This is a genomic window from Tichowtungia aerotolerans (assembly GCF_009905215.1).
Taxonomy (GTDB): domain Bacteria; phylum Verrucomicrobiota; class Kiritimatiellia; order Kiritimatiellales; family Tichowtungiaceae; genus Tichowtungia; species Tichowtungia aerotolerans.
In genome coordinates, this window is sequence record NZ_CP047593.1 from 417,048 (window position 1) to 442,296 (window position 25,249).

Genomic DNA, 25,249 nt, shown 5'->3' on the forward strand with positions numbered 1-25,249 from the left:
GACCCGCTTCTGCAACGGGCGTAAATTCTCGGCTTTGCAATTGGTCTCGGATCGAGAGCGGGCTGAACAGTCTGCTCTTTTTTACTCCCTGGCCCTTGGATTTTTGACAGTTGGAGGAAAACGATGAACAGCGAATTGAGTGCCGTCGTAGAATACATGGAACGTGAGCGCGGAGTCAGCCGCGAGACGATTATTCAGGCGATTGAGTCCGCCCTGCAGAATGTGGCTGACAAAAATACAGGCGATGCCGAGCACCTTCGGGTCAAAATCGACCGTGATTCTCTGGACATCAAAGCTTTTGCAACTAAAAAGGTCGTCATTGCCGTCAATGACCGTTACTCCGAGGTCAGCCTCGCCGAAGCGCGTCGCGCCGACCCTTCCGCCCAGCTTGACGAAATGATCGAGATTGAATCAACTCCCCGCAATTTCGGACGAATCGCCGCGCAAACTGCCAAACAGACCATTCTTCAGAAAATCCGTCAGGCAGAAAAAAGCAACATTTTTGAGGTTTACCAGGATCGCACCGGAGAAATCGTCACCGGTTCCGTACGTCGTTTTGAGCGCAGCACGGTTGTGATCGACATGGATCACGGCGCCGAAGGCGTCATGCCCTCCAAAGAACGTGTGCCGACCGAAGAGTATGAAGTCGGCGAACGCATTCGTGCCTACATTGTATCTGTCAAGGATCGCGAGGCCGGCCCGGAAATTCTGCTTTCCCGCAGCCATCCGGACTTTGTCCGCCGCCTGTTCGAACTCGAAGTTTCAGAAATCTCTGACGGCACTATGGAGATCAAAGGCATCGCCCGCGAAGCCGGATATCGCAGCAAAGTAGCCGTTATTTCCCACGATGAACGCGTAGATCCGGTTGGAGCCTGCGTAGGAATTCGCGGCATGCGCGTCAAAAACATTGTTCGCGAACTCAACGGCGAAAAGATCGACATTGTCCGCTGGAGCGAAGACATCAAAACGCTCGTAACCAATTCTCTGGCCCCGGCCAAACTCAAAACCATCGAAATTGATGAACCGACCCACACCGTTACTGTCACCGTCGATGCCGACCAGCTCTCGCTGGCAATCGGCAAACGCGGGCAGAACGCCCGCCTCACCTCGAAGCTGATCGGCTGGCGCGTCGACATCCAGAAGGATGAAGAAGACATGGACTTCGAAGAACGCGTTGCTGCGGCCGTTGCCAAACTGGCAATGATCGACGGCATTGGCGACGAATGGGCCGAAAAACTGGTTTACGCCGGATTCCTCAGTATTGAGGGAGTCATGGCTGCAGAAATTAGCGACCTCCTCGAAGTTATCGAGGACATCTCACCCGAACAAGCGAAGGCCCTGTGGTCTGCCGCAGAAAAAGCCTACACGGCACAACATGGTGAAATTACAGAATGAAAGTTCACGAACTAGCAGTAGATTTAGAAGTATCCGTCGAAGAGCTCCTTGAGATTCTCGGCGACGTTGAAATTGAGGCGTCTGATGGCGACAGCCTTCTGGCTGATGCCGAAGTAGCCATTGTTTGCGACGAACTCGGATTCGCATCCATTGAGGAGGCCCGCGCGGCCAAAGCTGAATCTGATGCCGCCGCAGCCGCCGAGGCGGCCAAAGCTGAAGCCAAAGCGAAAGCTGAGGCAGAAGCTGCAGCCAAGGCCGCTGCGGAAGCGAAAGCCAAAGCTGAAAAGGAAGCCGCAGAAAAAGCTGCAAAAGCGAAAGCCAAAGAAGCTTCGGCGAAAAAAGCAGCCGAGCCGAAACCGGCCAAACCGGAAGTCAAAGAAGTTCCGGCAGAAGAAAAACCGGAGCCTGAAGAAGAGGAAGTCGATAAAACCATCATCTTCCCAAAACCTCAGGTGGCAGTGAAAGAGCTGGCTGAAAAGATGGATATGAAGCCGAATCAGCTTATTGCCGAGCTGATGCGGATGAACATTTTCGCGTCGATCAATCAGGATATCGACATCAAAGTCGCCATCCAGATCGGTGAGAAACACGGGTTTACGATCGAACAGAAGAAGAAAGAAAAACCGCAGCCGAAACCGGTTGCGGAGAAGAAAGTTCACAAACCGGAACCGGCCAAAGAAAAAGACCGGCCCGAAGACCTCGTAACCCGCCCGCCGATTGTTACCTTCATGGGACACGTCGACCACGGCAAAACCTCCCTGCTCGACCGCGTTCGCAAAACCAAGGTCGTCGCCGGAGAGTCCGGCGGAATCACACAGCATATCGGGGCCTACACGGTCGACATGGATGACCACAAAATCACGTTCCTCGATACGCCCGGCCATGCCGCCTTTACCGCAATGCGGGCCCGCGGAGCCAACCTGACGGATATTGCCGTTCTGGTTGTGGCTGCCGAAGACGGTGTGATGCCGCAGACCATTGAAGCCATCAACCACGCAAAAGCAGCCGGCGTCACCATCATCATTGCGATGAACAAAATGGACCTGCCTGCTGCGAATCCTGATCGACTGAAGCAGCAGCTCAACGAACACGGCGTGATGGTGGAAGACTGGGGTGGATCCATTGGATGCGTTCCGGTCAGCGCAGAAACCGGTATGGGAATCGACGACCTGCTCGAGCGCATCACTCTCGAAGCTGAAATGCTCGAACTCAAAGCCAACAATCGCAAACGCGCCACCGGCTATGTGATCGAAGCGCAGATGGAGCCGGGCATGGGCCCGACCGCCACCCTGCTCGTTCGTGACGGAACACTCAAAGTCGGCGACAGCGTGCTTTGCGGAGCACAGTACGGCCGCATCAAAGCACTCATTGACTGTCAGGGCAAGAAGGTCCGCACAGCAGGTCCGTCCTACGCAGTGAAATGCCTCGGACTCACCGGCGTTCCCGGCGCAGGAGACGAATTCTCTGTCTGCACCAACGATAAAGAAGCCAAACAGCTTTCCGCTGAAATGCTTGCCGAAATCAAGGAACAGGAACTCACTCAGGCCGTTCCGCGCAACAAACTGTCCCTCGACGACCTGTTCGGCGCAGCCGGAACCGGAGATATCAAAGAACTGCCGGTGATTATCAAATGCGATGTGCAGGGATCGATTGAAGCGATCCAGCACTCACTCGAAAGCATCAAAAGCGACAAGGTTAAACTGAACATCCTGTCTATCAGCGTCGGAAATATCACCAACAGCGATGTCATGCTGGCCAGTGCATCCAGCGCCATCATCCTCGGCTTCCACGTCGCCAAAGAAAACGGCGTCACTGCAGAAGCCAAACGCGAAGGTGTTGAGATCCGCCTTTACAGTATCATCTACGAACTGCTCGAAGAAGTGGAAGCCGCCATGTGCGGATTGCTCGAACCGGAACTCCGCGAAGAGCACCTCGGAACCGCGGAGATCCGCCAGGTCTTCGAAATGGGCAAACGCAATAAGATTGCCGGCTGTATGGTTGTCCAGGGAAAAATCACTTCGCGCGCCAGCATCCGCATCAAACGCAAAGACGATGTAATCTTCAAAGGCTCGATCGGGTCGCTTAAACGCTTCCAGAACGATGCCTCTGAAGTACGCGATGGTCAGGAATGCGGGATCCGTCCGGACAACTTCACCAGCTTCGAGGAAGGCGACATCATCGAAGCCTACACAATCGAAAAAGTTGCCCAGAAGCTGTAATGCTTTTTCCAATGGTTTGGGAAACGAGACTTTAACTATGGCCAGCGGACGCATCATTCGGGTGAACGAACTGCTTAAGCGGGAAATCGCTGCAGATATTCTTCGCCTGTTCTCGAACAGTCGATTCGATACCGGATCGATCACGGTCACGCGCGTGGAAACCGCGCCTGATTTGCGCGACGCCAACGTCTCCATTTCCATTTTCGGACATGAGGAAGAACGGACGGAGATGATCCGGTTTCTCAATCATCACCGTAAAGAGGTGCAGGCCCGGCTGAGTAAAAACGTTAAAATCAAATACACGCCCCGACTGCACTTCAAGCACGACAGCTCGCTGGAAGATGGCGATCGTGTACTCGGGATTCTTGAATCCCTCGACATCCCCGACGAAGAGGATACCCCTGATGCGTAAACGCAACCCGCACCAGCCCGACCCGGACGGTGTTCTGCTGATTGACAAACCTCAGGAGTGGACATCGCACGACGCCGTTGCGAAGATCCGCAATTTTTTTCAGCTCAACAAAGTGGGCCACGGCGGCACGCTTGATCCCAACGCCACCGGACTGATTGCCATCCTGATCGGTCGCGGCACAAAGCTGTCGCAGCGGGTCATGAGCGGCGATAAAACCTATGAAGGCGAAATCCTGTTCGGAGTCGAAACTAATTCGCAGGACACAGACGGCGAAATTGTGGCCGAAAAAGATCCTTCCGGAATCACCGAAGAGCTGCTGCGCAAAGAAATGCGCGCCGCGGTCGGCGATCAGATGCAGGTCCCCCCGATGGTTTCCGCCATCAAAAAAGATGGGGTTCCGCTCTATAAACTGGCCCGCAAAGGTCAGGAGATCGAACGCGAACCGCGTTTTGTCCATATCTATAAATTCACACTGGACAGCTTTGAGCCGCCACGCGCCACCTTTGAGGTCAAATGCACCAAAGGGACCTACGTGCGTACCATTGCTCATGACCTCGGACAACGCCTCGGCTGCGGAGCCTGCCTTTCGCAGCTGCGCCGAACGCAGTCCGGCAATTTTGATATTTCCAAGGCTTGGAAACTGGATGAGATCCTCACCTGGGACCGCGACCAGCTTGCGGCAAACATGATCTCGATGGATCAGATTTAGAGTCTGAATTCCGACCCGGCAGTCTAATCGTCCAAGGTTTGGAAATTCAAAATCGGAAAATGGTTTTGAATTTAAAAATTAGAGCTTAGGATTCAGTCCATGTTGATCGTCACAGATATTTCAAAGACATCCTCCGGTAACAAGCCGATCATTCTTGCGATGGGCTGCTTTGACGGAGTTCACCTCGGCCACCAGAAAGTCATTTCAACCGCCGTCGAACAAGCCGCCGAACTGGGCGGAGAAGCCTGGGTCTACACATTCGATCCTCACCCGGCAAAAGTGCTCGTTCCCGAAAAAGCTCCGCCGCTGATCAGTGCTAAACCCTGCCGTCTTCGCAAAGTGGAGGATTTAGGCGTCAGCGGCGTTATCGAAACGCCGTTTACCCGCGAATTCGCCGCGCTGTCTCCGGAAGACTTTCTTAACGATCTGATTGCAAAAGCCCCGCAACTGGCCGGCATTGTCTGCGGAGAAGACTGGTCGTTCGGGCATCGGGCATCGGGCAATTTCCAAACATTGGAAACATTTGGAAAAACACACGGGTTTAAAGCCACAGCAGTTTCTCCACTGATGGACGGCGATAAAAAAATATCCAGCTCAACAATCCGCAAAGATCTTGCCGCCGGGAATATTCCTGATGCAGCCAGACTGCTGGGCCGGCCCTTTACCCTCTTTGGAAAAGTTGTCTCCGGAAAAAAAATCGGACGCGAACTGGGCTTTCCCACAGCAAACATCGATCCACTCAACGAACTTATTCCCGGCAATGGAGTGTATGCCGCGCGCACCCTGACGAACGGAACCTGGGTTGACAGCGCAGTCTTCATCGGAAACCGGGAAACATTCGGCTGCCATCAGCACGTCATCGAATCCTATCTGATCGGTTTCAACGGGGATCTCTATGGAAAAGATCTGGAAGTGGTCCTGATTGAAAAAATCCGAGGCGTAAGCCCGTTTCCCTCCCGGGAAGCACTCATTGAACAGATCGAAAAAGATGTGGCGCAAATCCGGAAACTCCTCGTAAAAAACAGCAACTTCTGAAACGCATCGATTCACCCACAACTTCGATCCGATAATCCTGAATAAAAAAACCGTCGTTCATACACTGAACGACGGTTTTTTCGCAAACGATGCGACTATACGTTATCCCTGAAGTGTCATCAGAAACTCGGCATTGCTCTTCGTCTTTTTAAGGCGATTGATCAGCAGCTCCATCGCTTCGATGGCAGGCACATCTTTGAGCGCTTTACGCAGCGTCCAGATTTTGGCCAACTCATCTTTATGCAGCAGCAGTTCCTCTTTGCGGGTTCCGCTCGCTTCAATATTGATGGCCGGGAAGATACGTTTTCCGACCAGATCCCGGTCAAGCGCCAGCTCCATGTTTCCGGTTCCTTTGAATTCCTCAAAGATGACCTCGTCCATTCGGCTTCCGGTATCGACCAGCGCCGTGGCAATGATGCTGAGGCTGCCGCCACCTTCAATATTGCGGGCCGCACCGAAGAAACGTTTCGGTTTATGCAACGCTTTTGCGTCCACACCACCGGACAGGATTTTTCCGCTGTGCGGCTGAATGGTGTTGTAGGCGCGAGCCAGACGGGTGATAGAGTCCAGCAGAATGATGACATCTTCGCCGTTTTCAACACGACGCTTGGCCATTTCGATGACCATTTCCGCAACCTGAGCATGGCGTTCGGGCTGCTCATCAAATGTTGATGCCAACACTTCGGCCTGCGTATTACGGTGCATGTCTGTAACTTCCTCAGGACGCTCATCAATCAGAAGAATGATCAGCTTCGACTCAGGATTGTTCTTTGAAATGCTGTTGGCAATCTGCTGCAGCAGAACTGTTTTTCCGGTTCGCGGCGGAGCCACGATCAAACCGCGCTGCCCCTTACCAACCGGCGTAGCCAAATCCATTACCCGCATGGAAATTCCATGGGGTTCCGTCTCAAGACGAAGACGTTCATCCGGAAACAGCGGGGTAAGGTTTTCAAACGGAATACGATTGCGGTTTTTCTCCGGCGCATCGTTATTCACCTTATCCACAGACAGCAGACCAAAGAAGCGTTCTTTTTTCTTCGGCGTGCGGATGGGGCCGGCCACCAGGTCTCCTGTCCGCAACCCGAAACGGCGGATCTGAGCCGGTGAAACATAAATATCTTCCGGGTTCGGCATATAATTGTTTTCGGAGGAACGCAGAAAACCGAATTTATCAGGCAGAACTTCAAGTACTCCGCGGGCAAAGGATTCATTCCCCCAGCGGATCTGTTTTTTGAGGATCTCGAAAATAAGATCATGTTTTCCAAGCCCTGCCGGATCTTCAATCAAGTACTGTTCGGCCAGTGTTTTAAGCGCAGGAACATCTGCTTTCTGCAACTCATACAACTTCAGCGGCGGCATTTCTTTTGCATCAGGATCGGGTTCAAACACCTCCGGCTCACTGTTTCCTTTATTGCGGCGGTTATTGTTGTTGCGGCGGTTATTGTTGTTGCGGCCCCAATTTCCCTTCTGGTTGTTATTACGACCATTATTGCTGCGGTCGTTTTCAGAAGGCCGGTCGTCCCCGGAAGAATTCCCTTCAGCAGGTTTTTTTTCCTGAACCGGTTCCTTTTCTTCGACCGAAGCATTTTCAACAACCGGGGCGCTTTTCGGCTCCGGAGAACTTTTTTTAGCAACAACTCGTTTTCTCGCAGGGGCTTTCTTCTTTTTAGGCGTTGCCTCTGCGGGGGCCTCAGCAGCCGCTTCTATATTTTCTTTTTCTTCACTCATTCAGTATTCCTCTGGTTCCGGATGCGCTGGATCGTGCTGCACACTTGCTCATGAAGCGCATCCAGGGTTCCACTGTTCCTAATTATAAAATCTGCCCGCTTTTCTTTTTCATCCAGCGGCATCTGTGCCGCGACCCGACGACGGGCATCCGCCTCGTTCAGCCCGCGTTTTTCCAACCTTTGAAAAACCGTTCTCTCATCTGCACTTACACAGATGATCGCATCCCACGGATCAATCCAGCCCGTCTCAAACAGCAACGGAACCATCACTGCCGCATCGCCGTTCTGGTTGGACTTCCACTGTTCTGCAGCATCTATCACTGCCGGGTGCACCTGCCGGTTAAGATCTTCCAGTGCCGCCGGATCCTCAAAAACGATCTTCCCCAGCGCTGCCCGGTTAATCTCCCCATCAATCCCAATCACCTGGTCGCCAAACTGCTCAACTACCCGTTGAAACACCGGACCCCCTGCTTTCATTAGCTGGTGCGCCAGAAAATCTGTATCCAGCACTGCGAATCCTTGTTCTTCAAGAATCCGGCCGGTTTCTGATTTTCCACAGGCAATACCGCCGGTCAGGGCGAGAATGATCGGTTGATGAGATGTCATAAATGGAAATCGACGCAACTTGAGCTTCAGCAAACGATAATGTGAATAAAAGAAAACGATATGGGATAACGCGTCGGAATGGTGAGATACTTATTAGAAACAGGTGTTTTGTCAACATTTATTCCATCATGCCGCATCAAAAATTATTATCTGAATTATCGGCACCAACTGAACGAGAGCGCGCAAGACAACCAGACAGCTATATTTTAGAAACCAGATAATCGCGCACGGCAGCTTCATCATTGGCAATGGTGTCGCAGCGGGTTTCGGCATCCGCAAGAGCATCGAGCACCGGATGATGCGCCGCAGTGCCGGTCGCCTGCTCAATGGCATCGGTAAATTTGGCCGGATGCGCCGTCGCCAAACAAACGGTCGGGATGTTTTCCGAGGTCTGAAAACGCTCAGCAACCGCCACACCGACAGCCGTATGCGGGTCGAGTGTGTAACCGTATTCTTCGCTGTATCTACGAATGACAGAAAGAGTCTGCTCTGTATTACCTTCCCCGGCCGCAAACAGTTCATCGGCCCCCTCAACCGTCACCGCACCGGTTTGACTGAAGCAGCTCATCATCTCTGCCAGCTTTTCAGAATTCTTTCCGGTGCGATAGTACAGATAGCGCTCAAAATTGCTGGCCACCTGTATATCCATCGACGGACTGAGTGTCGGCACGACCTTGCCCACGCTGTATTCCCCTGTATTGAAAAAGCGCGATAGAATATTGTTTTCATTAGTGGCCAGAATCAGTTTTCCGGCAGGCAGGCCCATCTGCACCGCAAGATAGCCGGCGAGAATATCACCAAAGTTTCCGGTCGGCACCGAAAACCGGACTTCGGCAGCGCCGGTGCGCTCCTGGACACGGAAGAAAGCATAGAAATAGTAAACCGTCTGAGCCAATACACGAGCCCAGTTGACCGAGTTGACCGAACCAAGCGAATGTCCGGTTTTAAAATCGACATCTGCAAAAATGGTTTTCATCAGGTGCTGGCAATCGTCGAACGTTCCCTCGACAGCAAGATTAAACACATTGTCGTCCAGCACACTGGTCATCTGTCTTTCCTGCACGGGACTGGTGCGACCCTTTGGATGCATGATAAAAATGTTGATGTTTTCTTTACCGCGCACACCGTAAATCGCAGCAGAACCGGTGTCACCGCTGGTTGCTCCGAGAATGTTCAGCTCTCCGCCGCGTTTCTGCAGAATATATTCAAACAGGTTGCCGAGAAACTGCAATGCAACATCTTTAAATGCCAGCGTCGGACCGTGCCAAAGTTCCAGAATAAACAGCTCGCCAACCGGAACCACCGGAGCAACTTCCGGACTGCGGAACGTGGAGTAGCTTTTTTCAATCAGGATTTTAAGGTCGTCAGCCGGTATATCGGTCGCAAACAGACTCATGATCTCAAACGCCAGATCCTGATAGGACAGCTTCGACCATGTTTCCAGTCGGCTTGCAATGTCTGGAAGCTCTTCCGGAAGCAACAGCCCGCCGTCGGGCGCCAGCCCGGTCATCACTGCATCCAAAAAGCCGATCGGCTCCATCTTTCCTCTGGTACTGATATATTTCATCTGCAATCCAATTAATCACTGCTGGAAACAAAAAATGGAGCATAGACAAGTGATTCGCTGGAATAAACCTAAAACTGCGGCCTTCTCCCCACCTCTCAATCCTTTACATTTCGCTAACGTTCTTTTTCTTTCCCTAAGCCATGCAAATATGTATTAGTTACTGTTTTACTGAACGGAGAATGGATATATGACAAAGATTCTGTGCATTGGAGCCGGTTACGTCGGCGGTCCGACCATGGCCATGATCGCCAAAAAGAACACGAACGTCCAGGTCACCGTCGTGGACATCAATCAGCAGCGCATAGATGCATGGAACTCCGACAATCTTCCAATTTATGAACCCGGCCTTGACGAAGTCGTCAACGAAGCTCGCGGGCGCAACCTTTTCTTTTCGACGGACGTCGAGAAAGGCATCGCCGAAGCCGACATTATCTTCGTCAGCGTCAACACTCCGACAAAAACCTTCGGGCACGGCGCCGGATGTGCCGCCGACCTGCAATACTGGGAAAAGTGTGCCCGTCAGATCCTTGAGGTTGCCACCTCGGACAAAATTGTAGTCGAAAAAAGCACCCTGCCCGTCCGCACTGCTGCGGCCATGGAACGGATCCTCAACAGCGGCAGGAACGGCGCACATTTTGATGTTCTGTCCAACCCTGAGTTTCTGGCCGAAGGCACAGCGATTGCCGACCTCGACAATCCCGACCGCATCCTGATCGGCGGACACTCAACCCCCGAGGGCAAAAAAGCCGTACAGGCATTGGTAGACGTCTACGCAGCATGGGTTCCGCAGGAAAAAATTATCACGACAAATCTCTGGTCAAGCGAACTCTCCAAGCTGACCGCCAATGCATTCCTCGCCCAGCGTGTCAGTTCGATCAACTCTATCTCAGCCCTGTGCGAAGCTACGGAAGCTGATGTCGGCGAGGTGGCTTATGCCATCGGCACCGACAGCCGTATCGGCCCTAAATTCCTGAAAGCCAGTGTCGGCTTCGGAGGGTCTTGCTTCAAGAAAGACATCCTGAACCTCGTTTACCTCTGCGAAAGCTACGGCCTGCACGAAGTCGCTGAATACTGGCGCCAGGTCGTCAAGATGAATGAATATCAGGAACGGCGCTTTGTTGACCGCATGCTGAAAGAAATGTTCAACACCATTGCAGGAAAGCGCATCGCGCTGTTCGGGTTCGCCTTCAAAGCAGACACAGGCGACACACGCGAAAGTCCGGCCATTCTGATTACCCGGGAGCTCCTGGAAGAAAATGCAGAAGTGGTCATTACCGATCCGCAGGCCCTCAAACATGCGGAACAGGATCTCGCAGATGTCATCGACCGGGTCGTTTTTGAACCGGATCCATACAAAGCCGCCGAAGGAGCCCACGCCGTTGCCCTGCTGACCGAATGGAAAGAGTACAAAGAGCTCGACTACCAGAAAATTTTCGACCGCATGGCCCAGCCGGCTTTCCTGTTTGACGGCCGCAACCATCTGGATCATCAGGAACTGTTCGGCATCGGCTACAACGTGTACTCCATCGGAAAAGCTCCGTTGAAACACATTTAAAGCGGAACAAGGTTTTCCTGCACGAATCCAACTGCTAAAATTCCGACTCTATGAATATCGGGTTTTCAGCATTTGTGATGCAGGGCGGCCGCTCGGGCGTGGCATCCTATATTCGGGAACTGATTCGAACCCTTCAGGAGACAGACCGGACGAACCGCTATGACATTATGCTGCCGGCCCGGGAAACAGACCTGATTGAGCTGACTGCGCCGAACTTCCAGAAATCACTCTACCCCGGTCTGATTGCCAACCCTGTGGCCAACATCGCGTGGCACAACTGCATTCTTCCAATCCTTGGAAAAAGATTTGATCTGCTGCATGTTCCGAGCTACCGCCGCATTCCGCTCATGAAGCGCTGCCCGGTCGTCGCCACCGTTCACGATGTCGCCACACTGACGATGGATGCAAAATACGACGCGGCACGCATGTTCTACAACCGCCGTATCGTTCCGGCCCAGATTCGCAATGCGGACGAGATTATCACAGTCAGCCATTATTCAAAAAAAGACATTGTCGAGCTGGTCGGCGTACCGGAAGACAAAGTGACCGTCATCTACTCCGGCATCAACCACGCGATTTTCCAACCTTTGGAAAAAGAGGCCGCACGTGCAAAACTCGCCGAAACCTACAGTATCGACGCGCCATTCATCATTTACCTCTCCCGCCTCGAACACCCGGCAAAAAACCACGTTCGGCTGATTGAGGCTTTCGAACGCTATAAAGCCGATACCGACAGCGCCCACAAGCTGGTCCTGCCGGGGGCCGACTGGAACGGAGCCGATGTCATTCGGCAGCGAGCCGCCACCAGTCCGGTCCACCACGACATTATTTTCCCAGGCTTCGTGCCGCTGGCCGACCTTCCCGCTTTTTACAGCGCCTGCGACCTGATGGCGTTCCCGTCGCTTTTCGAAGGCTTCGGCTTCCCGATCGTCGAAGCGCTCGCCTGCGGTGCGCCGGTGATCTGCTCGGACACCTCGTCGATGAGCGAAATCGCCGGAGACGTCGTTCCTAAATTTGACCCGCTCAGCATCGACTCCATTTTCCAATGTTTGGAAAAAGTTCTCTCCGACGGATGGAGCGACGAACAGCGCACCGCCGGCCTCGCTTATGCCCAACAGTTCGATTGGAACAAGGCGGCGCAAAAGACCCTCGAAATTTACGAAAAGGCCGCATCATGAGCCAAGCTGCTGTTATTATGCGCTCCAAAGACGAAATGCCGCACGTTCCGCCGGCACTGCAGAGTCTGCACAGCCAGACCTTCAAGGATATTAATCTGTGGGCTGTCGATTCCGGATCAACCGATGGTTCGCTCGAAGAACTGCAGAAAGAAGTTCCCAAAACACAGATGGTTCAGATCCCGCCGGAAGAATACATTCCGGGGATAGTGCTCAACGACATGATCGCCCGCACCTCGGAAGACATCATTGTGTTGCAGAATGCCGATTCCATTTTTCAAAGCGACGATGCGCTCGCAAAACTTCTGCAACCGATCTTTGACGGCGAAGCAGATGCCGCCATGTGCTCACAGCGCACCCGCCCTGATGCAAAATTCATCGTCACCTACGATTACCTGCGCGCCTATGACCCGAAAAATATCAAAGGCGATAATGCTGATTTTTTCTCCGCGGTCACCTGTGCTTTTCGACGACAGCTGTGGGAAGAAACCCGATTTCCGGAAGAAGGCTACGCAGAAGACGTAGCCTGGGCCAGAGCCTGCCGAGCCAAAGGTGCCCACTTTAAACTGGTGGCCGATTCCGTGGTGGAACATTCACACAACTACACGCTGAAAGGTCTCTACCGCAAAAAATTCCGGCATGGAGTAACGTTCGCCCGCGAGTACGGGCGGCGGGCGAACCTGTTTTTCCAAACATTGGAACTCTGCAAGGAATGGGCGCGTGATTTTCTCTACGCACTTCGCAAAGGTCGGATCGACACCATCCCGTATAACATCGCTTACCGAGCGGTCATTCACACCGGGCTTTATCAAGGATTGAAAGAAGGTTCTCGTGGGTAAATATTCAGTTAAAGGATCTCCAGCATTCGATGCACTGATCGATCAGCACATGAAACAGATCGCAGATGAAGTCTGGACGTCTTCGTATTCCAAACACTGGAAGGCATTGGTCCTGCTCGGCGGTTACGGGCGCGGAGAAGGCACACCGCTTACCGTCAAAAACAGCGAAGAAAAGCCGTTCAATGACTACGATCTGGTCGTGGTGACAACCCGATCCGACTCCCTGGTCCGCGGGGCACTCAGGCATTTGGAAAAACGACTGACAGCGCAGCTCGGACTTCCGGTGGATCTCTATCCCTATCTCAAAAAAAATCTTCCGAAATGCGAATTTTCATTGCTCAACTATGAAATGAAATACGGCCATCGTGTCATTCGGGGCGACGAAAAAATCCTCGACCGTATGCCGGATTATCCGCATGACGCCATTCCGCTTTCAGAAGGAACCCGTCTGCTGATGAACCGCGGGAAACTGCTGCTGGACATTAAACGTCGACTGTCTACAGGACAGCCGCTGACCACGGAAGAACGGCTGCGTTTCAGTAAGTTTATTTTCAAAGCCAATCTGGCATTCGGGGACTGCGCCCTGCTGATGCGCAATGCCTACGACATTTCGTATTCGGTCAAAAAAGAACGGATCAGGTCTATTGACCTTCACGGAATTGATGATTCAGAGGGCCTTGTCGACGCCTATCTTGAGGCCGTAAACTTCAAAGAAAACGGGAATTTTCGCCCATACGAAACGGCAAACATTCACTTATGGATGACCGAAACAGTGCGGCGCTTTCTGGATTTCTTCCTTTGGTACGAGCAACGCTCGCTGAACCATAAGTTCCGAACCGTCTCCAAGTACGCCCACGCTTTTCCGAACCTTGGAAACGAAGGGTCCCCGCTGAAAAATGCAGCGCATAATCTGCGCACACTCGGCCTTTACGCGTTGCCTCACCCGCTCATTCACCCGCGCATTCGACTTTATCCTGCCATCGCACTGCTGCTGGATGACACGGCCGATCCAGCAGATGTCCGGTGGCTGCTGGGCTCCCGGCAGCAGACGTTTGAAGGACTCTGCGACGATTTTGTCGATCTCCAGCAAAGGTTTTCATGAAGAAGAAAAAGCTGAGCCTGTTTTTGTTTATCGACGCATTCGGCTGGGAAGTGCGCAAGCGCCACCCTTTTTTCCTTAAAGACCGAACTGTCGATCAAAAAAAACTCGATACCATTCTTGGATATTCATCCGCCTGTGACCCATCGATTATTTCCGGCCGTCTGCCGCAGGACCACCTCATGTGGTCCTCATTTTATTACGATCCCAAGGGGTCTCCATTCAAATGGACCAAGGCACTGGCCATCCTTCCCGATGCCGTTTTCCGCCGCGGACGGGTTCGCCATTATCTGAGTAAATGGATTAAAAAGGCTCAGGGGTTCACCGGCTACTTTCAGCTCTACGGAGTTCCGTTCAAATATCTGCCGCTGTTTAATTATGCGGAGAAAAAACGGATCTGGGAACCGAACGGTCTGCTGCGCGGCGAAACGATTTTTGATGAACTGCACCGCCGGGGAATCCCGCATTACGTTCATGACAGCGCAGTCAACGACGAAACCAAGCTCGCCCGCCTTACGGCGGACATTACAGCACAACGGATCGATTTCGCTTATTGTTCACTGGGAAAGCTCGACGCTTTGATGCACGCGGTCGGCACACAGGACCCTAAAGTGTCCGAACTGATCCATTGGTATGACAAACAACTCGAACAACTGATTCAGACTGCGGAAGAGCACTATGAAGAAGTAGCGTGGTATGTTTTCACAGATCACGGGATGCATGACATCACGGAAGGATACAACCTGATTGCGGACATCCAAGCGACGGGCCTGCGCTGGAATAAAGATTATGTTGCATTCTACGACTCCACCATGGCCCGTTTCTGGTTTCTCAACAAAACTGCCAGAGAAAAAATCACAGATGCATTAACCAACCATTCTAAAGGAAGGATCCTCCCCGAAAATGAACTGAAAGAACAGGGTACTTTCTTTGAAGACGGCATGTATGGAGAGCTCGTTTTCCTGATTAACTCCGGCATTCAGATTGTTCCGAGCTTCATGGGTGTCAAACAGATCAAAGGCATGCATGGGTATCATCCGTCGGATGCCGACTCCGCCGCCGCCATTGCCGCAAACCGGTCTTTACCCGAAGACTTGACAAAAATTCATAAAATCTATCATCTAATGCGGAAGGAGCTTGGCCTAAGTGAGTAATCAATCCGCCCCCAGATCAAAAGAAAAAGACGCCGTTCTGATTGTCGATGATGACGCATTCATGCTGAAGGTTCTCTACCGCGTTCTGCAAAATGATTACACGTTATATCAGGCAGGATCAGCAGAAGAGGCGGTTGAGGTCCTTCGCGGACGGAATGTCAAAGCCATTCTCTGCGATCATGTTCTTCCCGGCCAAACCGGACTTGATTTCCTGATTGCCCTGCGCCAGCGAAATGCTCGCATTAAAAGCGTTCTGTTCAGCGCCGCTCTTGAAACCGAACAGTTTATTAAAGCCATCAACCATGGCCAGGTATTCCGCTTCATCAAAAAGCCGGCATCGCCGACAGACATTCTGTCCGCTGTACGCGAAGCAATCCGACAATATGATATCGAAGACCTTCAGCAACAGATTCAGATCGACCAGAAAGACATCGATAAACAGCTCTACAGCACGGCAGCCCCTTACTGGCTGTATCGCTTGCGGGTGATTGCCCAGCAGTCTTTCCGCTATGGGGCGCCGCTGTTTGGAAATGTACTGGCCCTGCTGCTGGCGCTAGGCGTTATCGCCCTGAGCGTCGGAATCTGCATCATGCTGATCCTCTACTTTGTGAAAAGCTACCTCGGAATCGACATCCTGCACAACAGCCATCTGTTCAACTGATTTCCAAAAATCTGTAAAATCAGCAGTCCAGGCAGGCGGAACGGAACGAAGCACAGCGTTCATCAATCTGCATCCGGTTCAGCTCTGCCAGTCGTTCAAGGCTGAACTCTTCCACACCGAAGGATGCCGTAACGGTCCCATAAGCCATTGCCTGCTGAATGGCGGCGGCATCGGTTTTTCCCGATTCCGCCAGAGCTCCCATCAGGCCGCCGGCAAACGTGTCGCCCGCTCCGGTCGGATCCTTAAAGTCATCAAGTTGATAAGCCGGAATAGAAAAGGATCCCTCGGCAGAGAAAAGGATACTGCCGCTTTCTCCTTTTTTGATCAGCACAAATTCCGGGCCCATTTTCAGAAGCTCGGCAGATGCCTCATTCAGGCAGTCTTTTCCGGTAAAGAGTCGGGCCTCCGATTCGTTGAGAGTCAGCATATCGCATTTACCAACCACCTGAATCAGCTCATCCCGGGCAATGTTGATCCAAAGATCCATAGTATCAATCAGCACAAACTTCGGAGAGTGCAGTTGCTCCAGAACGTGCAGCTGCAATGCCGGGTGAATGTTGGCCAGAAAAAGATACGGAGCATCGCGATATGCCTCCGGCAGCTCCGGAGAAAAATGCTCAAATACATTCAGCTCCGTGAACAGTGTCCGGCGATTATCCATGTTTTTTTCATAAACCCCGGACCAGCGGAAGGTTTTCCCCTCTTCGGTCTGCAGGCCGGAAAGGTCGATTCCCATTCCTTCCCACAGCTCACGGCATTCCTTGGGGAAGTCGGTTCCAACCACACCAACCATACCGGTTTTCACAAAAAAAGAACCGGCGGCACAGGCATAACTGACTGAACCGCCGAGGATTTCCTCCCGTTTTTCACGCGGGGTTTCAATCGTGTCGATGCCGATCGAGCCGACAATCACCAATTCGGGAGCGCTGGAGTTATTCATAGACTTAATCAATTGGAGATGCCGGAGGCGCTCCGACTATTTCCTGAACTTTCACTTTGATTTCACGCACATCCACAATTCCCAGGCCATCACGAATGCTCTCACGCACGCGCCCCTGAAGTTTTTCAGACAACTCGGGAAGCCGGCTGCCGGTCTGAATCTTCACATCCAGATCGATGCAGAGCATATTTTTTTCCGAATGGATTTTCGGGTCCATGCTTACAACAGAACCGAACTCATCACCGATTTTGCGCACAAAATCACGCACGGCATTAATGCTGATGGAAACAGATCCGCTTTCTGATTCGAATGAAATATAGCGCTTGCGCGAGCGGGGCCGTCCAAAGGTTCCCAGATAGACCAGCACCAGCAGAATCAGGATCAGTCCGAATACCACTCCCACAAACGGGCTGTCGGTCATGGTGCTGAAGATAAAGTCACGGAAACCGGTATTGAAACCGTTTCCGTAAACCAGCAGAGCGCTCCAGACCAGCGGGGTCAAAAAAATGAGCGCTCCGGCAAGTGCGTGCAAAAGCTTTTTCATGCTCAGCCCTCCGCCGTTCCGGCCTCTGTCCGGCGCAACCCCTGCACCGACACATTCACCGCCTGCACAACCTTTCCTGTCATATCTTCCACTGCCTGACGAACTTCGGCCTGAAGTTTGCCGCATGTTTCAGGAATATTTACGCCGTATTCCAACACAACCGTCAGTTCGACTGTGATGGTGTTTTCAGACTCCACAGCAACACGAATGCCGCGATCCCTGGGTTTTTTGCCGATGATATCAGCCAGTCCGTCCACCAGCGTTCCGGACAGCTCAACCACACCGGGAACCCGATCGGCAGCTTCATGGGCAATCACTGAGATCACATTGTTATGAATACGAACGGATCCGAGCCCTGCATCATCCTGCTTGGCTTCCGGAACCGGATAATTCTGTCCAGGCGGCAGTGTGGTTTTGTTTTCCTTGTCACTCATGGCAATGTCTCCTTCCTATCGTTCAACGACAAAACTTATCATGCATAAACTTTTCGAGAAAAGCCGTATTATATTCCCCTTTACGGAACCGCTCATCCTGCAGCAAGGCTTCTCCCAGCGGCACACTGGTGTTCGGCCCGCTGATTTCAAACTCCTCCAGTGCACGATGCAGCCGATTCAACGCCTCTTCTCGGGTTGCTCCGCGAGCAATGATCTTGGCAATCATGCTGTCGTAATAAGGAGAAATGGTATAGCCACTGTACACATGGGAATCCACGCGGATTCCAGGGCCACCCGGAAAATGGACCGCTTCCACATTCCCCGGAGACGGCGTGAAGTTCTTATAGGGATCTTCCGCATTGACACGGAATTCAATGGCATGGTGATGAACGCTGACTTCATCCTGCGTAAATGCAAGTTTTTCACCCGCAGCAACACGAATCTGTTCTTTCATCAGATCGATGTCGGTCACTTCCTCACTGACGGTATGCTCCACCTGGATACGAGTATTCATTTCCATGAAATAGAACTTCTGTTCCTTTTCATCGTAGAGAAATTCGATCGTTCCGGCACTGTTGTAATTCACCGCTTTGGCAGCCCGCACAGCAATGGCACCGAGCTCTTCACGCTGCTCATCGGTCAGTGTCGGACACGGGGACTCTTCCACCAGCTTCTGGTGACGACGCTGGATGGAGCAATCGCGCTCACCGAGATGCACCACATTGCCGTGTTTATCGCCAATAATCTGCACTTCCACATGACGAGCCGACTCAATGTATTTTTCCATGAAGCAGTCCGGGTTGCCGAAAGCACTTTCCGCTTCGTTCTGAGCCATCATGAACCCCTGCGCGAGACTGACATCGTTATGCGCCACGCGCATTCCTTTTCCGCCGCCACCGGCCACCGCTTTGATCAGCACGGGATATCCCATGCTGCGGGCCAGCTCGAGAGCCTCATCCTTATCTCTCAGAATGCCTTCGCTACCGGGAGTAATCGGAACCCCCGCGGCTTTCATTGTATCGCGGGCAATCGCTTTATCGCCCATGTTCCGGATCAGATCCGGAGACGGTCCGATAAAGGTGATGTTGCAGCTCTCACAGATTTCCGCGAAATGCGCATTTTCCGCCAAAAAACCGTATCCGGGATGAATGGCATCCACGTCGGTGACCTCGGCCGCGCTGATGATATTGGACACCTTGAGATAACTTTGAGCAGAAGAAGCGGGACCGATGCACACGGCTTCATCAGCCATTTCCACATGCAGGGACTCGGCATCTGCCTCAGAGTAAACCGCAACCGACCGGATTCCCATCTCCTTGCAGGCGCGAATGATCCGCAGAGCAATTTCACCCCGGTTGGCAATCAGTATTTTTTCGAACATAAACAGACCTTGGTTAAATTCAGGAACGTCCCTTACGCCGGGTCGACAAGGAACAGAGGCTGGCCGAACTGCACCGGGCTGGCATTATCGACCAAAATCTTTTTAATAGTTCCTTTTACATCTGCTTTGATCTCATTCATCACCTTCATTGCTTCCACAATGCAAACCACCGTGTCCGCGGTCACTTCCGCACCCACTGCGACAAATGCATCAGCATCAGGAGATGGGGCCGTATAGAATGTTCCAACCATCGGAGATGTAATTTCCACCAGACCTTCGTCGGCAGCAGCGGGAGCCGCCTCGGCAGCCGGAGCTGAAACAGCAGGAGCCGGAGCGACGGACGGAGCGGCAACCATCTGAGGGGCAGCAATGACCTGAGGAGCGTTATCGGAGCCCCGTTTCATTTGCAGGGTGCAGGATTCGTCTTCGAGCAGAAATTCAGTCAGATCGTTCTCTTTCATCATCTGAACGACTTTTTTGATATCTTTGAGTTCCATCAGGCATATCTCCTTATTGTTGTTGCGAAAGCGGAAGCTACCATTAAACAGCTTTTGAACGCAAGGTCTCGGGCAGCCCTCGTTGATGGGCATGCGTCACCGCAATGGCCAGCGCATCCGCGGCATCTTCCTGCGGCTGTTCCTTCAGGCCCAGCAGGCGCATCACCATTTTAGCCACCTGTTCTTTGCGGGCTGCACCGACGCCAACCACTGCCTGTTTCACCGACCGGGGCGAATACTCGAAAACCGGCAGCGTCCGCAGCGAACAGCAGGCGAGCACCGAACCGCGCGCCTGGCCCAGGATCATGGCTGTTTTAGCGTTTTTTGCGAAAAAAGCTCCCTCAATGGCGGCTTCGTCGGGTTCAAACTCCGTAATCAGCGAATCGACCTGGCGATGGATTTCGGCCAGGCAGGCGCTGTGTGCCATTGCGGGTTTATTGTGAATCCGTCCATAGGCCAGCGCCCGGAGCTGCTGCCCCTGCACTTCGATGACCGCGACGCCCGAGGAACGCAGGGAAGTATCGATGCCTAAAATCCGGATTTTTTCCATAGGTGAACTTTACAGAACTTTTTCCAAACATTGGAAACAAATGTTCCAACCTTTGGAAACGCTGTATGTAAAAGATCGTTTAGACGAGGGTAAGAATGTCGGGGGCGGTTTTCCCGACCGCAACAGTATGTTCAAAGTGTGCGGAATTGGAGCCGTCTTTGGTAACCGCGGTCCAGTTATCGTCCAGCACTTTGACTTTCGGGCCTCCGATATTGACCATCGGTTCAATGGCAAGCGTCATCCCGGCTTTCAAGACCGGACCGCGGCCCGGTTTGCCAAAGTTTGGGATCTGCGGATCTTCGTGCATATCACGGCCGATCCCGTGACCGACAAACTCGCGTACGACTGAAAATCCGGCTTCTTCAACGGTCCGCTGAATCGCAAATGAAATGTCGCCGAGCCGATTGCCTTCAACCGCTTTGGCAATTCCTGCATCAAGTGCGGCCTGGGTGACTTCCAGCAATCTCTTGTTTTCGTCGGAAATTTTGCCGGCGGCAACGGTTACTGCTGTATCGCCGATAAATCCTTCGTACGTAATGCCGGTATCAATACTGACGATATCGCCCTCGTGAATCACCCGGCGGCCGGGAATTCCATGAACCACTTCTTCATTAACGGAAACACAGATTTGGCCCGGATAACCGTGATAGCCATAAAAAGCACTGACCCCGCCCATTTCACGAATCATCTTTTTGGCGAAATTGCCCAGTTCAATGGTGGGAAGTCCGGGTTCAACCATTGCTGCCAAAGCAGTCCGAAGACGGCCTGTCATTTGATTGACCCGCCGCATGGCTTCAATTTCAGAGGCGGTTTTGATGACAATCATGATTGGTTCCTCAAGCGTTCAGCGCCTCAAGCGACAGCTGGGCAGTTGTTTCAGGGGGATTTCCTGCATCAACATTATGCAGAAGGCCTGATTCTGTATAAAAATCGATCAAAGGAGCGGTCTGCGTTTTATAGACCTCAAGCCGGTTCATGACAGTTTCTTCGTTGTCATCGGCGCGCTGATAAAGTTCACCGCCGTCCAGGTCGCAGATGCCCTCTTCTTTGGGAGGCATGTTAACCACATGGAAGATTGCCCCGCAGGTTTTACAGGTCCGCCGGCCGCACAGGCGCTGCACCAGTGCATCCGGATCAACGACCAAGTTGAGAACATGTGTTACGGTTCCATTAATTCCCGAAAACAGGGTCTGAAGACCTTTCGCCTGTTCAATCGTACGAGGGAATCCGTCGAACATAAATTTTGCATCAACAGGCTCCTGACTGATGCGTTCCTTAATGAGTTCCAGAATCAAATCATCGGACGCCAGCTGCCCATTATCCATACAGGCTTTGACTTCCAAACCAATCGGACTTCCGGAACGAACAGCGGCCCGGAGCATGTCCCCCGTGGAAACATGAATGTACGGAGTGTGTTTCTTCAGCGTTTCGGCCAGCGTGCCTTTCCCGGCACCGGGACCGCCAAGCAGGACGATGGCTTCCATTATCTTCTTCCGGACTTCAGCTTTCCTTTCTTAAGGAAGCCGTCGTAGTGACGCATCAACAGATGCGATTCAATCTGGCGCATGGTATCAAGCATAACACCAACCATAATCAGCAGACTCGTTCCGCCGAAAAACTGAGCAACCGTAAAGGGAATCCCAAACCGTTTGGAAATAACAGAGGGCAGAACCGCAATCACGGTCAGGAAGATCGCGCCGGCAAGAGTAATGCGGGTCATCGTCCGGTCCAGAAACTCAGCCGTCGGTTTCCCAGGACGAATACCGGGAATGTAACCGCCGTGTTTTTTCAGGTCATCACCGATCTGTACCGGGTTGAACTGAGTGGCAACCCAGAAGTAAGAAAAGAAGAGAATCATTACGCCGAACAGGGTCATATACTGCCACGTTCCATAGCTCAGGGCTGCGCCAATCTGCTTGGCACCTTCCCAAGGCAGCATGCTGAAAATCTTGGAAGGGAACATAAGAATGGCCTGCGCAAAGATAATCGGCATAACTCCGGCGTAGTTGACACGCAGCGGCATATAGGTGTGCTGTCCGCCGTAAACCTTGTGCCCGACCACACGTTTGGCATACTGCACAGGAACTCTCTGCTGAGACTGGGTCACGGCAACAACACCGGCAATCACGACCAGAATCATGATGCCCATGGTAACCGCCATAAAGGGCGAATAGCGCACAGCACCGTCTACCGGTTTAAACATGCTGATCATAGCGCCCACAGCAGCCGGAAGACGGCTGATGATATTAACGGTAATGATCATGGAAATACCGTTTCCTATCCCACGCTCTGTGATCTGCTCTCCAAGCCACATCATCAGCAACGTACCGGTAACCATTGTCATCGTGGTCAGCAACAGGAATCCGATTCCGGGAATCTGAACGATCGCCGGATCAAAGAATCCCAATCCATTGGTCATCAGCGCCTTAGCCAGAACAAACGACTGAAAGGCGCAGAGGACAACCGTCAGGTAGCGGGTGTACTGAGTGATCTTTGCGCGTCCGGATTCGCCTTCGCGAGCCAGTTTTTCCAGCGCAGGGACCACAGCAGTCATCAGCTGAATGATAATTGATGCGCTGATATATGGCATAATACCCAGCGCACCAACCGCACAGTTTTGCACGGCCCCACCGCTAAACAGGTTAAACATATCAAAGAAACCGACTCCATTGGCTCCGGAAGCAGCCTCTTCAATCGTCCGGGTGATCATTCCATAATCAACACCGGCAATCGGAATTTTTGCCAAAACACGGCAAAGAAATATAATTCCGAATGTAAAGAGAATGCGCTGGCGCAGTTCCTCAATTTTAAAACTGTTTACGAAGGCGGAAAGCATCGTGTAACCCCGCTGGTAGATTAAATGATTCTGTTAAACGGTCTCGCAGGAACCACCGGCGGCTTCGATCTTTTCTTTAGCCGCTGCGCTGAACGCAGAAGCCTTGACCGAAACTTTTTTGGTGAGCTCTCCGTTCCCGAGAATTTTCACCCCGTCAAAACGGCCTTTGACCAGACCGGCTTCACGCAGTACTGCTTCCGTGATTTCTGCGCCGTCATCGAATTTATCGAGGGCAGCCAGATTAACCGGAGCAAACTCTTTGCGATTGATATTCTTGAAGCCGCGGATCGGAATGCGGCGAGCCATGGGCATCTGGCCCCCTTCAAAGAGCGGCTTGTGCGTTGAGCCTGAGCGGGACATCTGTCCCTTCTGACCGCGAGCACTGGTTTTCCCTTTTCCGGAAGCACGACCACGACCTACACGCAATTTGCGGTGCGTAGATCCTTCAGCCGGTTTAAGTGTATGCAAATCCATTTCTATAACCTCTTACTTATTTACCGCGAACAGCCAGCGCCTCTTCCCGTGTGCGCAGGGATTCGAGAGCAGCCATCGTCGCCTTGGTTACATTCAATTTGTTGTTGCTGCCGAGCGATTTCGCAAGCACATCACGTACTCCAGCCAGCTCAAGCACAGCACGACAGGATCCACCGGCGATTACACCGGTACCTTCAGAAGCCGGACGCAGCAGAACCTGTGCGCCGCCGAATTCACCGATCGCCTCATGCGGAATGGTGGTGCCTTTCATTGTGACCGGCATCAGCGTACGTTTGGCAGATTCTCCCCCTTTGCGAATGGCATCGGTCACCTCATTGGCCTTGCCGAGACCGCAACCAACGCGGCCCTTACCGTCGCCAACCACAACCAATGCACCAAAGCTGAAACGACGTCCACCTTTAACCACCTTGGAGTTGCGGTTGATGTGAACCACGCGCTCTTCGAACTCGGGCTTCTTTTCTTCTCTTTTATCGTTCTTTTTGTCGAATTTTTCTCTCACGTCGGGCGCTCCTGATTTTAAAGATTGAGGCCGGCTTCACGGGCACTGTCAGCCAGCGCACGCATGCGCGAACCGAAAGTAAAGCCGCCACGATCGAAAACCACCTGAGTGATCTCTTTGGCCTTGGCGGCTTCGGCCGCTTTGGTTCCGAGCTCTTTGGCTGTTTCGACCGTACACTTTCCTCCCAGCGAAGATACGGAGCACAGCGTTTTCTGTGCATCGTCGTCGATCACCTGGACGTAGATGTAACGGTTGGAGATGTGAACTGCCATACGCGGACGTTCGGCGGTTCCATGTACTTTGTTCCGCAAACGAAGGTGTCTGCGCTTCCGATAATCTGTTGTGTTTTTGACCTTCATGATTAAGCCACTGCCTTACCTTCTTTGCGGCGGATCTGTTCGCCTTTGTACTTAACACCTTTGCCTTTATAGGGCTCAGCGGGCGAGAAGAGACGGATGCGGGCGGCGACCTGTCCAACCAGGGCTTTGTCGCACCCGGAAACTTTCACCTCGGTTCCCGGACCGTTTACTTCAACGGTGATTCCTGCAGGGATCTCATACTTGATTTCATGGGAAAATCCGAGGGAGAGCACACAGGTTGTCCCCTGCATGACGGCTTTGTAACCAACCCCGCTGATTTCCAGCTCTTTCACATAGCCTTCGTTCACACCAATGATCATATTGCTGATCACACTGCGGATGGTTCCATGCAGCGCGCGGGCCTGTTTGGTTTCCGCAGACCGTGCAACGATCACCTGATTGTCTTCGACAGTCGCTGTGATGACGGCCGGCAGGTCCCAGGCATTTTCGCCTTTCGGTCCTTTAACCGTTACAGTCGACCCGGCAACCTTAACCTCCACTCCGGAGGGGATCGCGATGGGTGTTTTTCCTATTCTAGACATCGTTCGTTCCTCGTTTCAA

27 protein-coding genes are annotated in these 25,249 nt (G+C 52.5%); 11 read left to right on the top strand and 16 right to left on the bottom strand.

What is annotated here, in order from left to right:
* The first annotated feature begins 123 nt into the window (after nt 1–123).
* From nusA to GT409_RS01715, 5 genes are all read left to right on the top strand, one after another.
* Entirely contained in the window at nt 124–1,395 is a 1,272-nt protein-coding gene (gene nusA, locus GT409_RS01695) for a transcription termination factor NusA (RefSeq protein ID WP_160626321.1), read from the top strand.
* Nucleotides 1,392–3,614 carry a translation initiation factor IF-2 gene (gene infB, locus GT409_RS01700; protein WP_160626322.1) on the top strand — a complete coding sequence of 741 codons (2,223 nt, stop codon included), beginning with the start codon at nt 1,392–1,394 and terminating at the stop codon, nt 3,612–3,614. The genes nusA and infB overlap by 4 nt, the downstream gene beginning before the upstream one ends.
* A gap of 37 nt (nt 3,615–3,651) precedes the next feature.
* Complete coding sequence (rbfA, locus tag GT409_RS01705; protein ID WP_160626324.1) at nt 3,652–4,026, top strand: 30S ribosome-binding factor RbfA; 375 nt, start codon at nt 3,652–3,654, stop codon at nt 4,024–4,026.
* Complete coding sequence (truB, locus tag GT409_RS01710; protein ID WP_160626326.1) at nt 4,019–4,735, top strand: tRNA pseudouridine(55) synthase TruB; 717 nt, start codon at nt 4,019–4,021, stop codon at nt 4,733–4,735. Before rbfA ends, truB begins: the two co-directional genes overlap by 8 nt.
* A 99-nt stretch (nt 4,736–4,834) precedes the next feature.
* The gene (locus tag GT409_RS01715) at nt 4,835–5,770 is read left to right on the top strand and encodes a bifunctional riboflavin kinase/FAD synthetase (RefSeq protein WP_160626328.1); all 936 of its coding nucleotides are present in this window, start codon (nt 4,835–4,837) and stop codon (nt 5,768–5,770) included.
* Between the two features lie 102 nt (nt 5,771–5,872).
* On the opposite strand, the gene rho is transcribed toward GT409_RS01715, so the two are convergent.
* The 3 genes from rho to thrC form a co-directional block, all read right to left on the bottom strand.
* Nucleotides 5,873–7,498, bottom strand: coding sequence for a transcription termination factor Rho (rho, locus tag GT409_RS01720; protein WP_160626330.1), 1,626 nt, complete (start codon nt 7,496–7,498; stop codon nt 5,873–5,875).
* On the bottom strand, nt 7,495–8,103 hold the full coding sequence (gene coaE, locus GT409_RS01725) for a dephospho-CoA kinase (RefSeq protein WP_160626332.1): 609 nt from the start codon (nt 8,101–8,103) through the stop codon (nt 7,495–7,497). The genes rho and coaE overlap by 4 nt, the downstream gene beginning before the upstream one ends.
* 199 nt (nt 8,104–8,302) lie before the next feature.
* Nucleotides 8,303–9,670, bottom strand: a complete 1,368-nt coding sequence (gene thrC / locus GT409_RS01730; RefSeq protein WP_160626334.1) for a threonine synthase — start codon at nt 9,668–9,670, stop codon at nt 8,303–8,305.
* A gap of 187 nt (nt 9,671–9,857) precedes the next feature.
* Here thrC and GT409_RS01735 point away from each other — a divergent pair, with 187 nt between their 5' ends.
* From GT409_RS01735 to GT409_RS01760, 6 genes are read left to right on the top strand one after another with little or no spacing between them, the layout of a single operon-like run.
* A complete protein-coding gene (locus tag GT409_RS01735; RefSeq protein ID WP_160626336.1) occupies nt 9,858–11,225 on the top strand; it encodes a UDP-glucose 6-dehydrogenase in 1,368 nt (455 codons plus the stop codon).
* A 50-nt stretch (nt 11,226–11,275) separates the two neighbouring features.
* Complete coding sequence (locus GT409_RS01740; protein WP_160626338.1) at nt 11,276–12,403, top strand: glycosyltransferase family 4 protein; 1,128 nt, start codon at nt 11,276–11,278, stop codon at nt 12,401–12,403.
* The gene (locus tag GT409_RS01745) at nt 12,400–13,239 is read left to right on the top strand and encodes a glycosyltransferase family 2 protein (RefSeq protein WP_160626340.1); all 840 of its coding nucleotides are present in this window, start codon (nt 12,400–12,402) and stop codon (nt 13,237–13,239) included. Before GT409_RS01740 ends, GT409_RS01745 begins: the two co-directional genes overlap by 4 nt.
* Nucleotides 13,232–14,341: a hypothetical protein gene (locus tag GT409_RS01750; protein WP_160626342.1), complete on the top strand. Its 1,110-nt coding sequence runs from the start codon at nt 13,232–13,234 to the stop codon at nt 14,339–14,341. Before GT409_RS01745 ends, GT409_RS01750 begins: the two co-directional genes overlap by 8 nt.
* Nucleotides 14,338–15,492, top strand: coding sequence for an alkaline phosphatase family protein (locus GT409_RS01755; RefSeq protein ID WP_160626344.1), 1,155 nt, complete (start codon nt 14,338–14,340; stop codon nt 15,490–15,492). Before GT409_RS01750 ends, GT409_RS01755 begins: the two co-directional genes overlap by 4 nt.
* A complete protein-coding gene (locus GT409_RS01760) occupies nt 15,485–16,153 on the top strand; it encodes a response regulator (RefSeq protein WP_160626346.1) in 669 nt (222 codons plus the stop codon). Before GT409_RS01755 ends, GT409_RS01760 begins: the two co-directional genes overlap by 8 nt.
* Nucleotides 16,154–16,172: 19 nt before the next feature.
* On the opposite strand, the gene GT409_RS01765 is transcribed toward GT409_RS01760, so the two are convergent.
* The 13 genes from GT409_RS01765 to rplF form a co-directional block, all read right to left on the bottom strand.
* Complete coding sequence (locus tag GT409_RS01765) at nt 16,173–17,093, bottom strand: PfkB family carbohydrate kinase (protein ID WP_160626348.1); 921 nt, start codon at nt 17,091–17,093, stop codon at nt 16,173–16,175.
* A gap of 4 nt (nt 17,094–17,097) precedes the next feature.
* On the bottom strand, nt 17,098–17,637 hold the full coding sequence (gene amaP, locus GT409_RS01770; protein WP_160626351.1) for an alkaline shock response membrane anchor protein AmaP: 540 nt from the start codon (nt 17,635–17,637) through the stop codon (nt 17,098–17,100).
* A 2-nt stretch (nt 17,638–17,639) separates the two neighbouring features.
* The gene (locus GT409_RS01775) at nt 17,640–18,071 is read right to left on the bottom strand and encodes an Asp23/Gls24 family envelope stress response protein (RefSeq protein WP_160626353.1); all 432 of its coding nucleotides are present in this window, start codon (nt 18,069–18,071) and stop codon (nt 17,640–17,642) included.
* A 22-nt stretch (nt 18,072–18,093) separates the two neighbouring features.
* Nucleotides 18,094–19,452 carry an acetyl-CoA carboxylase biotin carboxylase subunit gene (gene accC / locus GT409_RS01780; RefSeq protein WP_160626355.1) on the bottom strand — a complete coding sequence of 453 codons (1,359 nt, stop codon included), beginning with the start codon at nt 19,450–19,452 and terminating at the stop codon, nt 18,094–18,096.
* Between the two features lie 32 nt (nt 19,453–19,484).
* The gene (gene accB / locus GT409_RS01785; protein ID WP_160626357.1) at nt 19,485–19,949 is read right to left on the bottom strand and encodes an acetyl-CoA carboxylase biotin carboxyl carrier protein; all 465 of its coding nucleotides are present in this window, start codon (nt 19,947–19,949) and stop codon (nt 19,485–19,487) included.
* 43 nt (nt 19,950–19,992) lie between these two features.
* Nucleotides 19,993–20,499: a crossover junction endodeoxyribonuclease RuvC gene (gene ruvC, locus GT409_RS01790; protein WP_160626359.1), complete on the bottom strand. Its 507-nt coding sequence runs from the start codon at nt 20,497–20,499 to the stop codon at nt 19,993–19,995.
* A gap of 79 nt (nt 20,500–20,578) precedes the next feature.
* Nucleotides 20,579–21,325 carry a type I methionyl aminopeptidase gene (gene map / locus GT409_RS01795; protein ID WP_160626361.1) on the bottom strand — a complete coding sequence of 249 codons (747 nt, stop codon included), beginning with the start codon at nt 21,323–21,325 and terminating at the stop codon, nt 20,579–20,581.
* Nucleotides 21,326–21,335: 10 nt separating this feature from the next.
* Nucleotides 21,336–21,983, bottom strand: coding sequence for an adenylate kinase (locus GT409_RS01800; protein ID WP_160626363.1), 648 nt, complete (start codon nt 21,981–21,983; stop codon nt 21,336–21,338).
* Nucleotides 21,983–23,335 (bottom strand): preprotein translocase subunit SecY, encoded by a 1,353-nt coding sequence (gene secY, locus GT409_RS01805; protein WP_160626365.1) that lies wholly within the window; start codon nt 23,333–23,335, stop codon nt 21,983–21,985. Before secY ends, GT409_RS01800 begins: the two co-directional genes overlap by 1 nt.
* A gap of 33 nt (nt 23,336–23,368) precedes the next feature.
* Nucleotides 23,369–23,809, bottom strand: coding sequence for a 50S ribosomal protein L15 (gene rplO / locus GT409_RS01810; protein ID WP_160626367.1), 441 nt, complete (start codon nt 23,807–23,809; stop codon nt 23,369–23,371).
* A 16-nt stretch (nt 23,810–23,825) separates the two neighbouring features.
* Nucleotides 23,826–24,329: a 30S ribosomal protein S5 gene (rpsE, locus tag GT409_RS01815; RefSeq protein WP_160626369.1), complete on the bottom strand. Its 504-nt coding sequence runs from the start codon at nt 24,327–24,329 to the stop codon at nt 23,826–23,828.
* A gap of 17 nt (nt 24,330–24,346) precedes the next feature.
* Nucleotides 24,347–24,688: a 50S ribosomal protein L18 gene (gene rplR / locus GT409_RS01820; RefSeq protein ID WP_160626371.1), complete on the bottom strand. Its 342-nt coding sequence runs from the start codon at nt 24,686–24,688 to the stop codon at nt 24,347–24,349.
* Nucleotides 24,689–24,690: 2 nt separating this feature from the next.
* On the bottom strand, nt 24,691–25,230 hold the full coding sequence (gene rplF / locus GT409_RS01825) for a 50S ribosomal protein L6 (RefSeq protein ID WP_160626372.1): 540 nt from the start codon (nt 25,228–25,230) through the stop codon (nt 24,691–24,693).
* Nucleotides 25,231–25,249: the final 19 nt, after the last annotated feature.

Coding starts and splice junctions, on each gene's coding strand:
- rplF (WP_160626372.1), bottom strand. CDS start 25,230: ATGTCTAGAATAGGAAAAACACCCATCGCGATCCCCTCCGGAGTGGAG.
- GT409_RS01745 (WP_160626340.1), top strand. CDS start 12,400: ATGAGCCAAGCTGCTGTTATTATGCGCTCCAAAGACGAAATGCCGCAC.
- GT409_RS01775 (WP_160626353.1), bottom strand. CDS start 18,071: ATGAGTGACAAGGAAAACAAAACCACACTGCCGCCTGGACAGAATTAT.
- amaP (WP_160626351.1), bottom strand. CDS start 17,637: ATGAAAAAGCTTTTGCACGCACTTGCCGGAGCGCTCATTTTTTTGACC.
- rbfA (WP_160626324.1), top strand. CDS start 3,652: ATGGCCAGCGGACGCATCATTCGGGTGAACGAACTGCTTAAGCGGGAA.
- GT409_RS01735 (WP_160626336.1), top strand. CDS start 9,858: ATGACAAAGATTCTGTGCATTGGAGCCGGTTACGTCGGCGGTCCGACC.
- GT409_RS01715 (WP_160626328.1), top strand. CDS start 4,835: ATGTTGATCGTCACAGATATTTCAAAGACATCCTCCGGTAACAAGCCG.
- secY (WP_160626365.1), bottom strand. CDS start 23,335: ATGCTTTCCGCCTTCGTAAACAGTTTTAAAATTGAGGAACTGCGCCAG.
- thrC (WP_160626334.1), bottom strand. CDS start 9,670: ATGAAATATATCAGTACCAGAGGAAAGATGGAGCCGATCGGCTTTTTG.
- truB (WP_160626326.1), top strand. CDS start 4,019: ATGCGTAAACGCAACCCGCACCAGCCCGACCCGGACGGTGTTCTGCTG.
- coaE (WP_160626332.1), bottom strand. CDS start 8,103: ATGACATCTCATCAACCGATCATTCTCGCCCTGACCGGCGGTATTGCC.
- rplO (WP_160626367.1), bottom strand. CDS start 23,809: ATGGATTTGCATACACTTAAACCGGCTGAAGGATCTACGCACCGCAAA.
- map (WP_160626361.1), bottom strand. CDS start 21,325: ATGATTGTCATCAAAACCGCCTCTGAAATTGAAGCCATGCGGCGGGTC.
- accC (WP_160626355.1), bottom strand. CDS start 19,452: ATGTTCGAAAAAATACTGATTGCCAACCGGGGTGAAATTGCTCTGCGG.
- ruvC (WP_160626359.1), bottom strand. CDS start 20,499: ATGGAAAAAATCCGGATTTTAGGCATCGATACTTCCCTGCGTTCCTCG.
- nusA (WP_160626321.1), top strand. CDS start 124: ATGAACAGCGAATTGAGTGCCGTCGTAGAATACATGGAACGTGAGCGC.
- GT409_RS01765 (WP_160626348.1), bottom strand. CDS start 17,093: ATGAATAACTCCAGCGCTCCCGAATTGGTGATTGTCGGCTCGATCGGC.
- GT409_RS01800 (WP_160626363.1), bottom strand. CDS start 21,983: ATGGAAGCCATCGTCCTGCTTGGCGGTCCCGGTGCCGGGAAAGGCACG.
- GT409_RS01755 (WP_160626344.1), top strand. CDS start 14,338: ATGAAGAAGAAAAAGCTGAGCCTGTTTTTGTTTATCGACGCATTCGGC.
- accB (WP_160626357.1), bottom strand. CDS start 19,949: ATGGAACTCAAAGATATCAAAAAAGTCGTTCAGATGATGAAAGAGAAC.
- infB (WP_160626322.1), top strand. CDS start 1,392: ATGAAAGTTCACGAACTAGCAGTAGATTTAGAAGTATCCGTCGAAGAG.
- GT409_RS01740 (WP_160626338.1), top strand. CDS start 11,276: ATGAATATCGGGTTTTCAGCATTTGTGATGCAGGGCGGCCGCTCGGGC.
- rho (WP_160626330.1), bottom strand. CDS start 7,498: ATGAGTGAAGAAAAAGAAAATATAGAAGCGGCTGCTGAGGCCCCCGCA.
- rplR (WP_160626371.1), bottom strand. CDS start 24,688: ATGAAGGTCAAAAACACAACAGATTATCGGAAGCGCAGACACCTTCGT.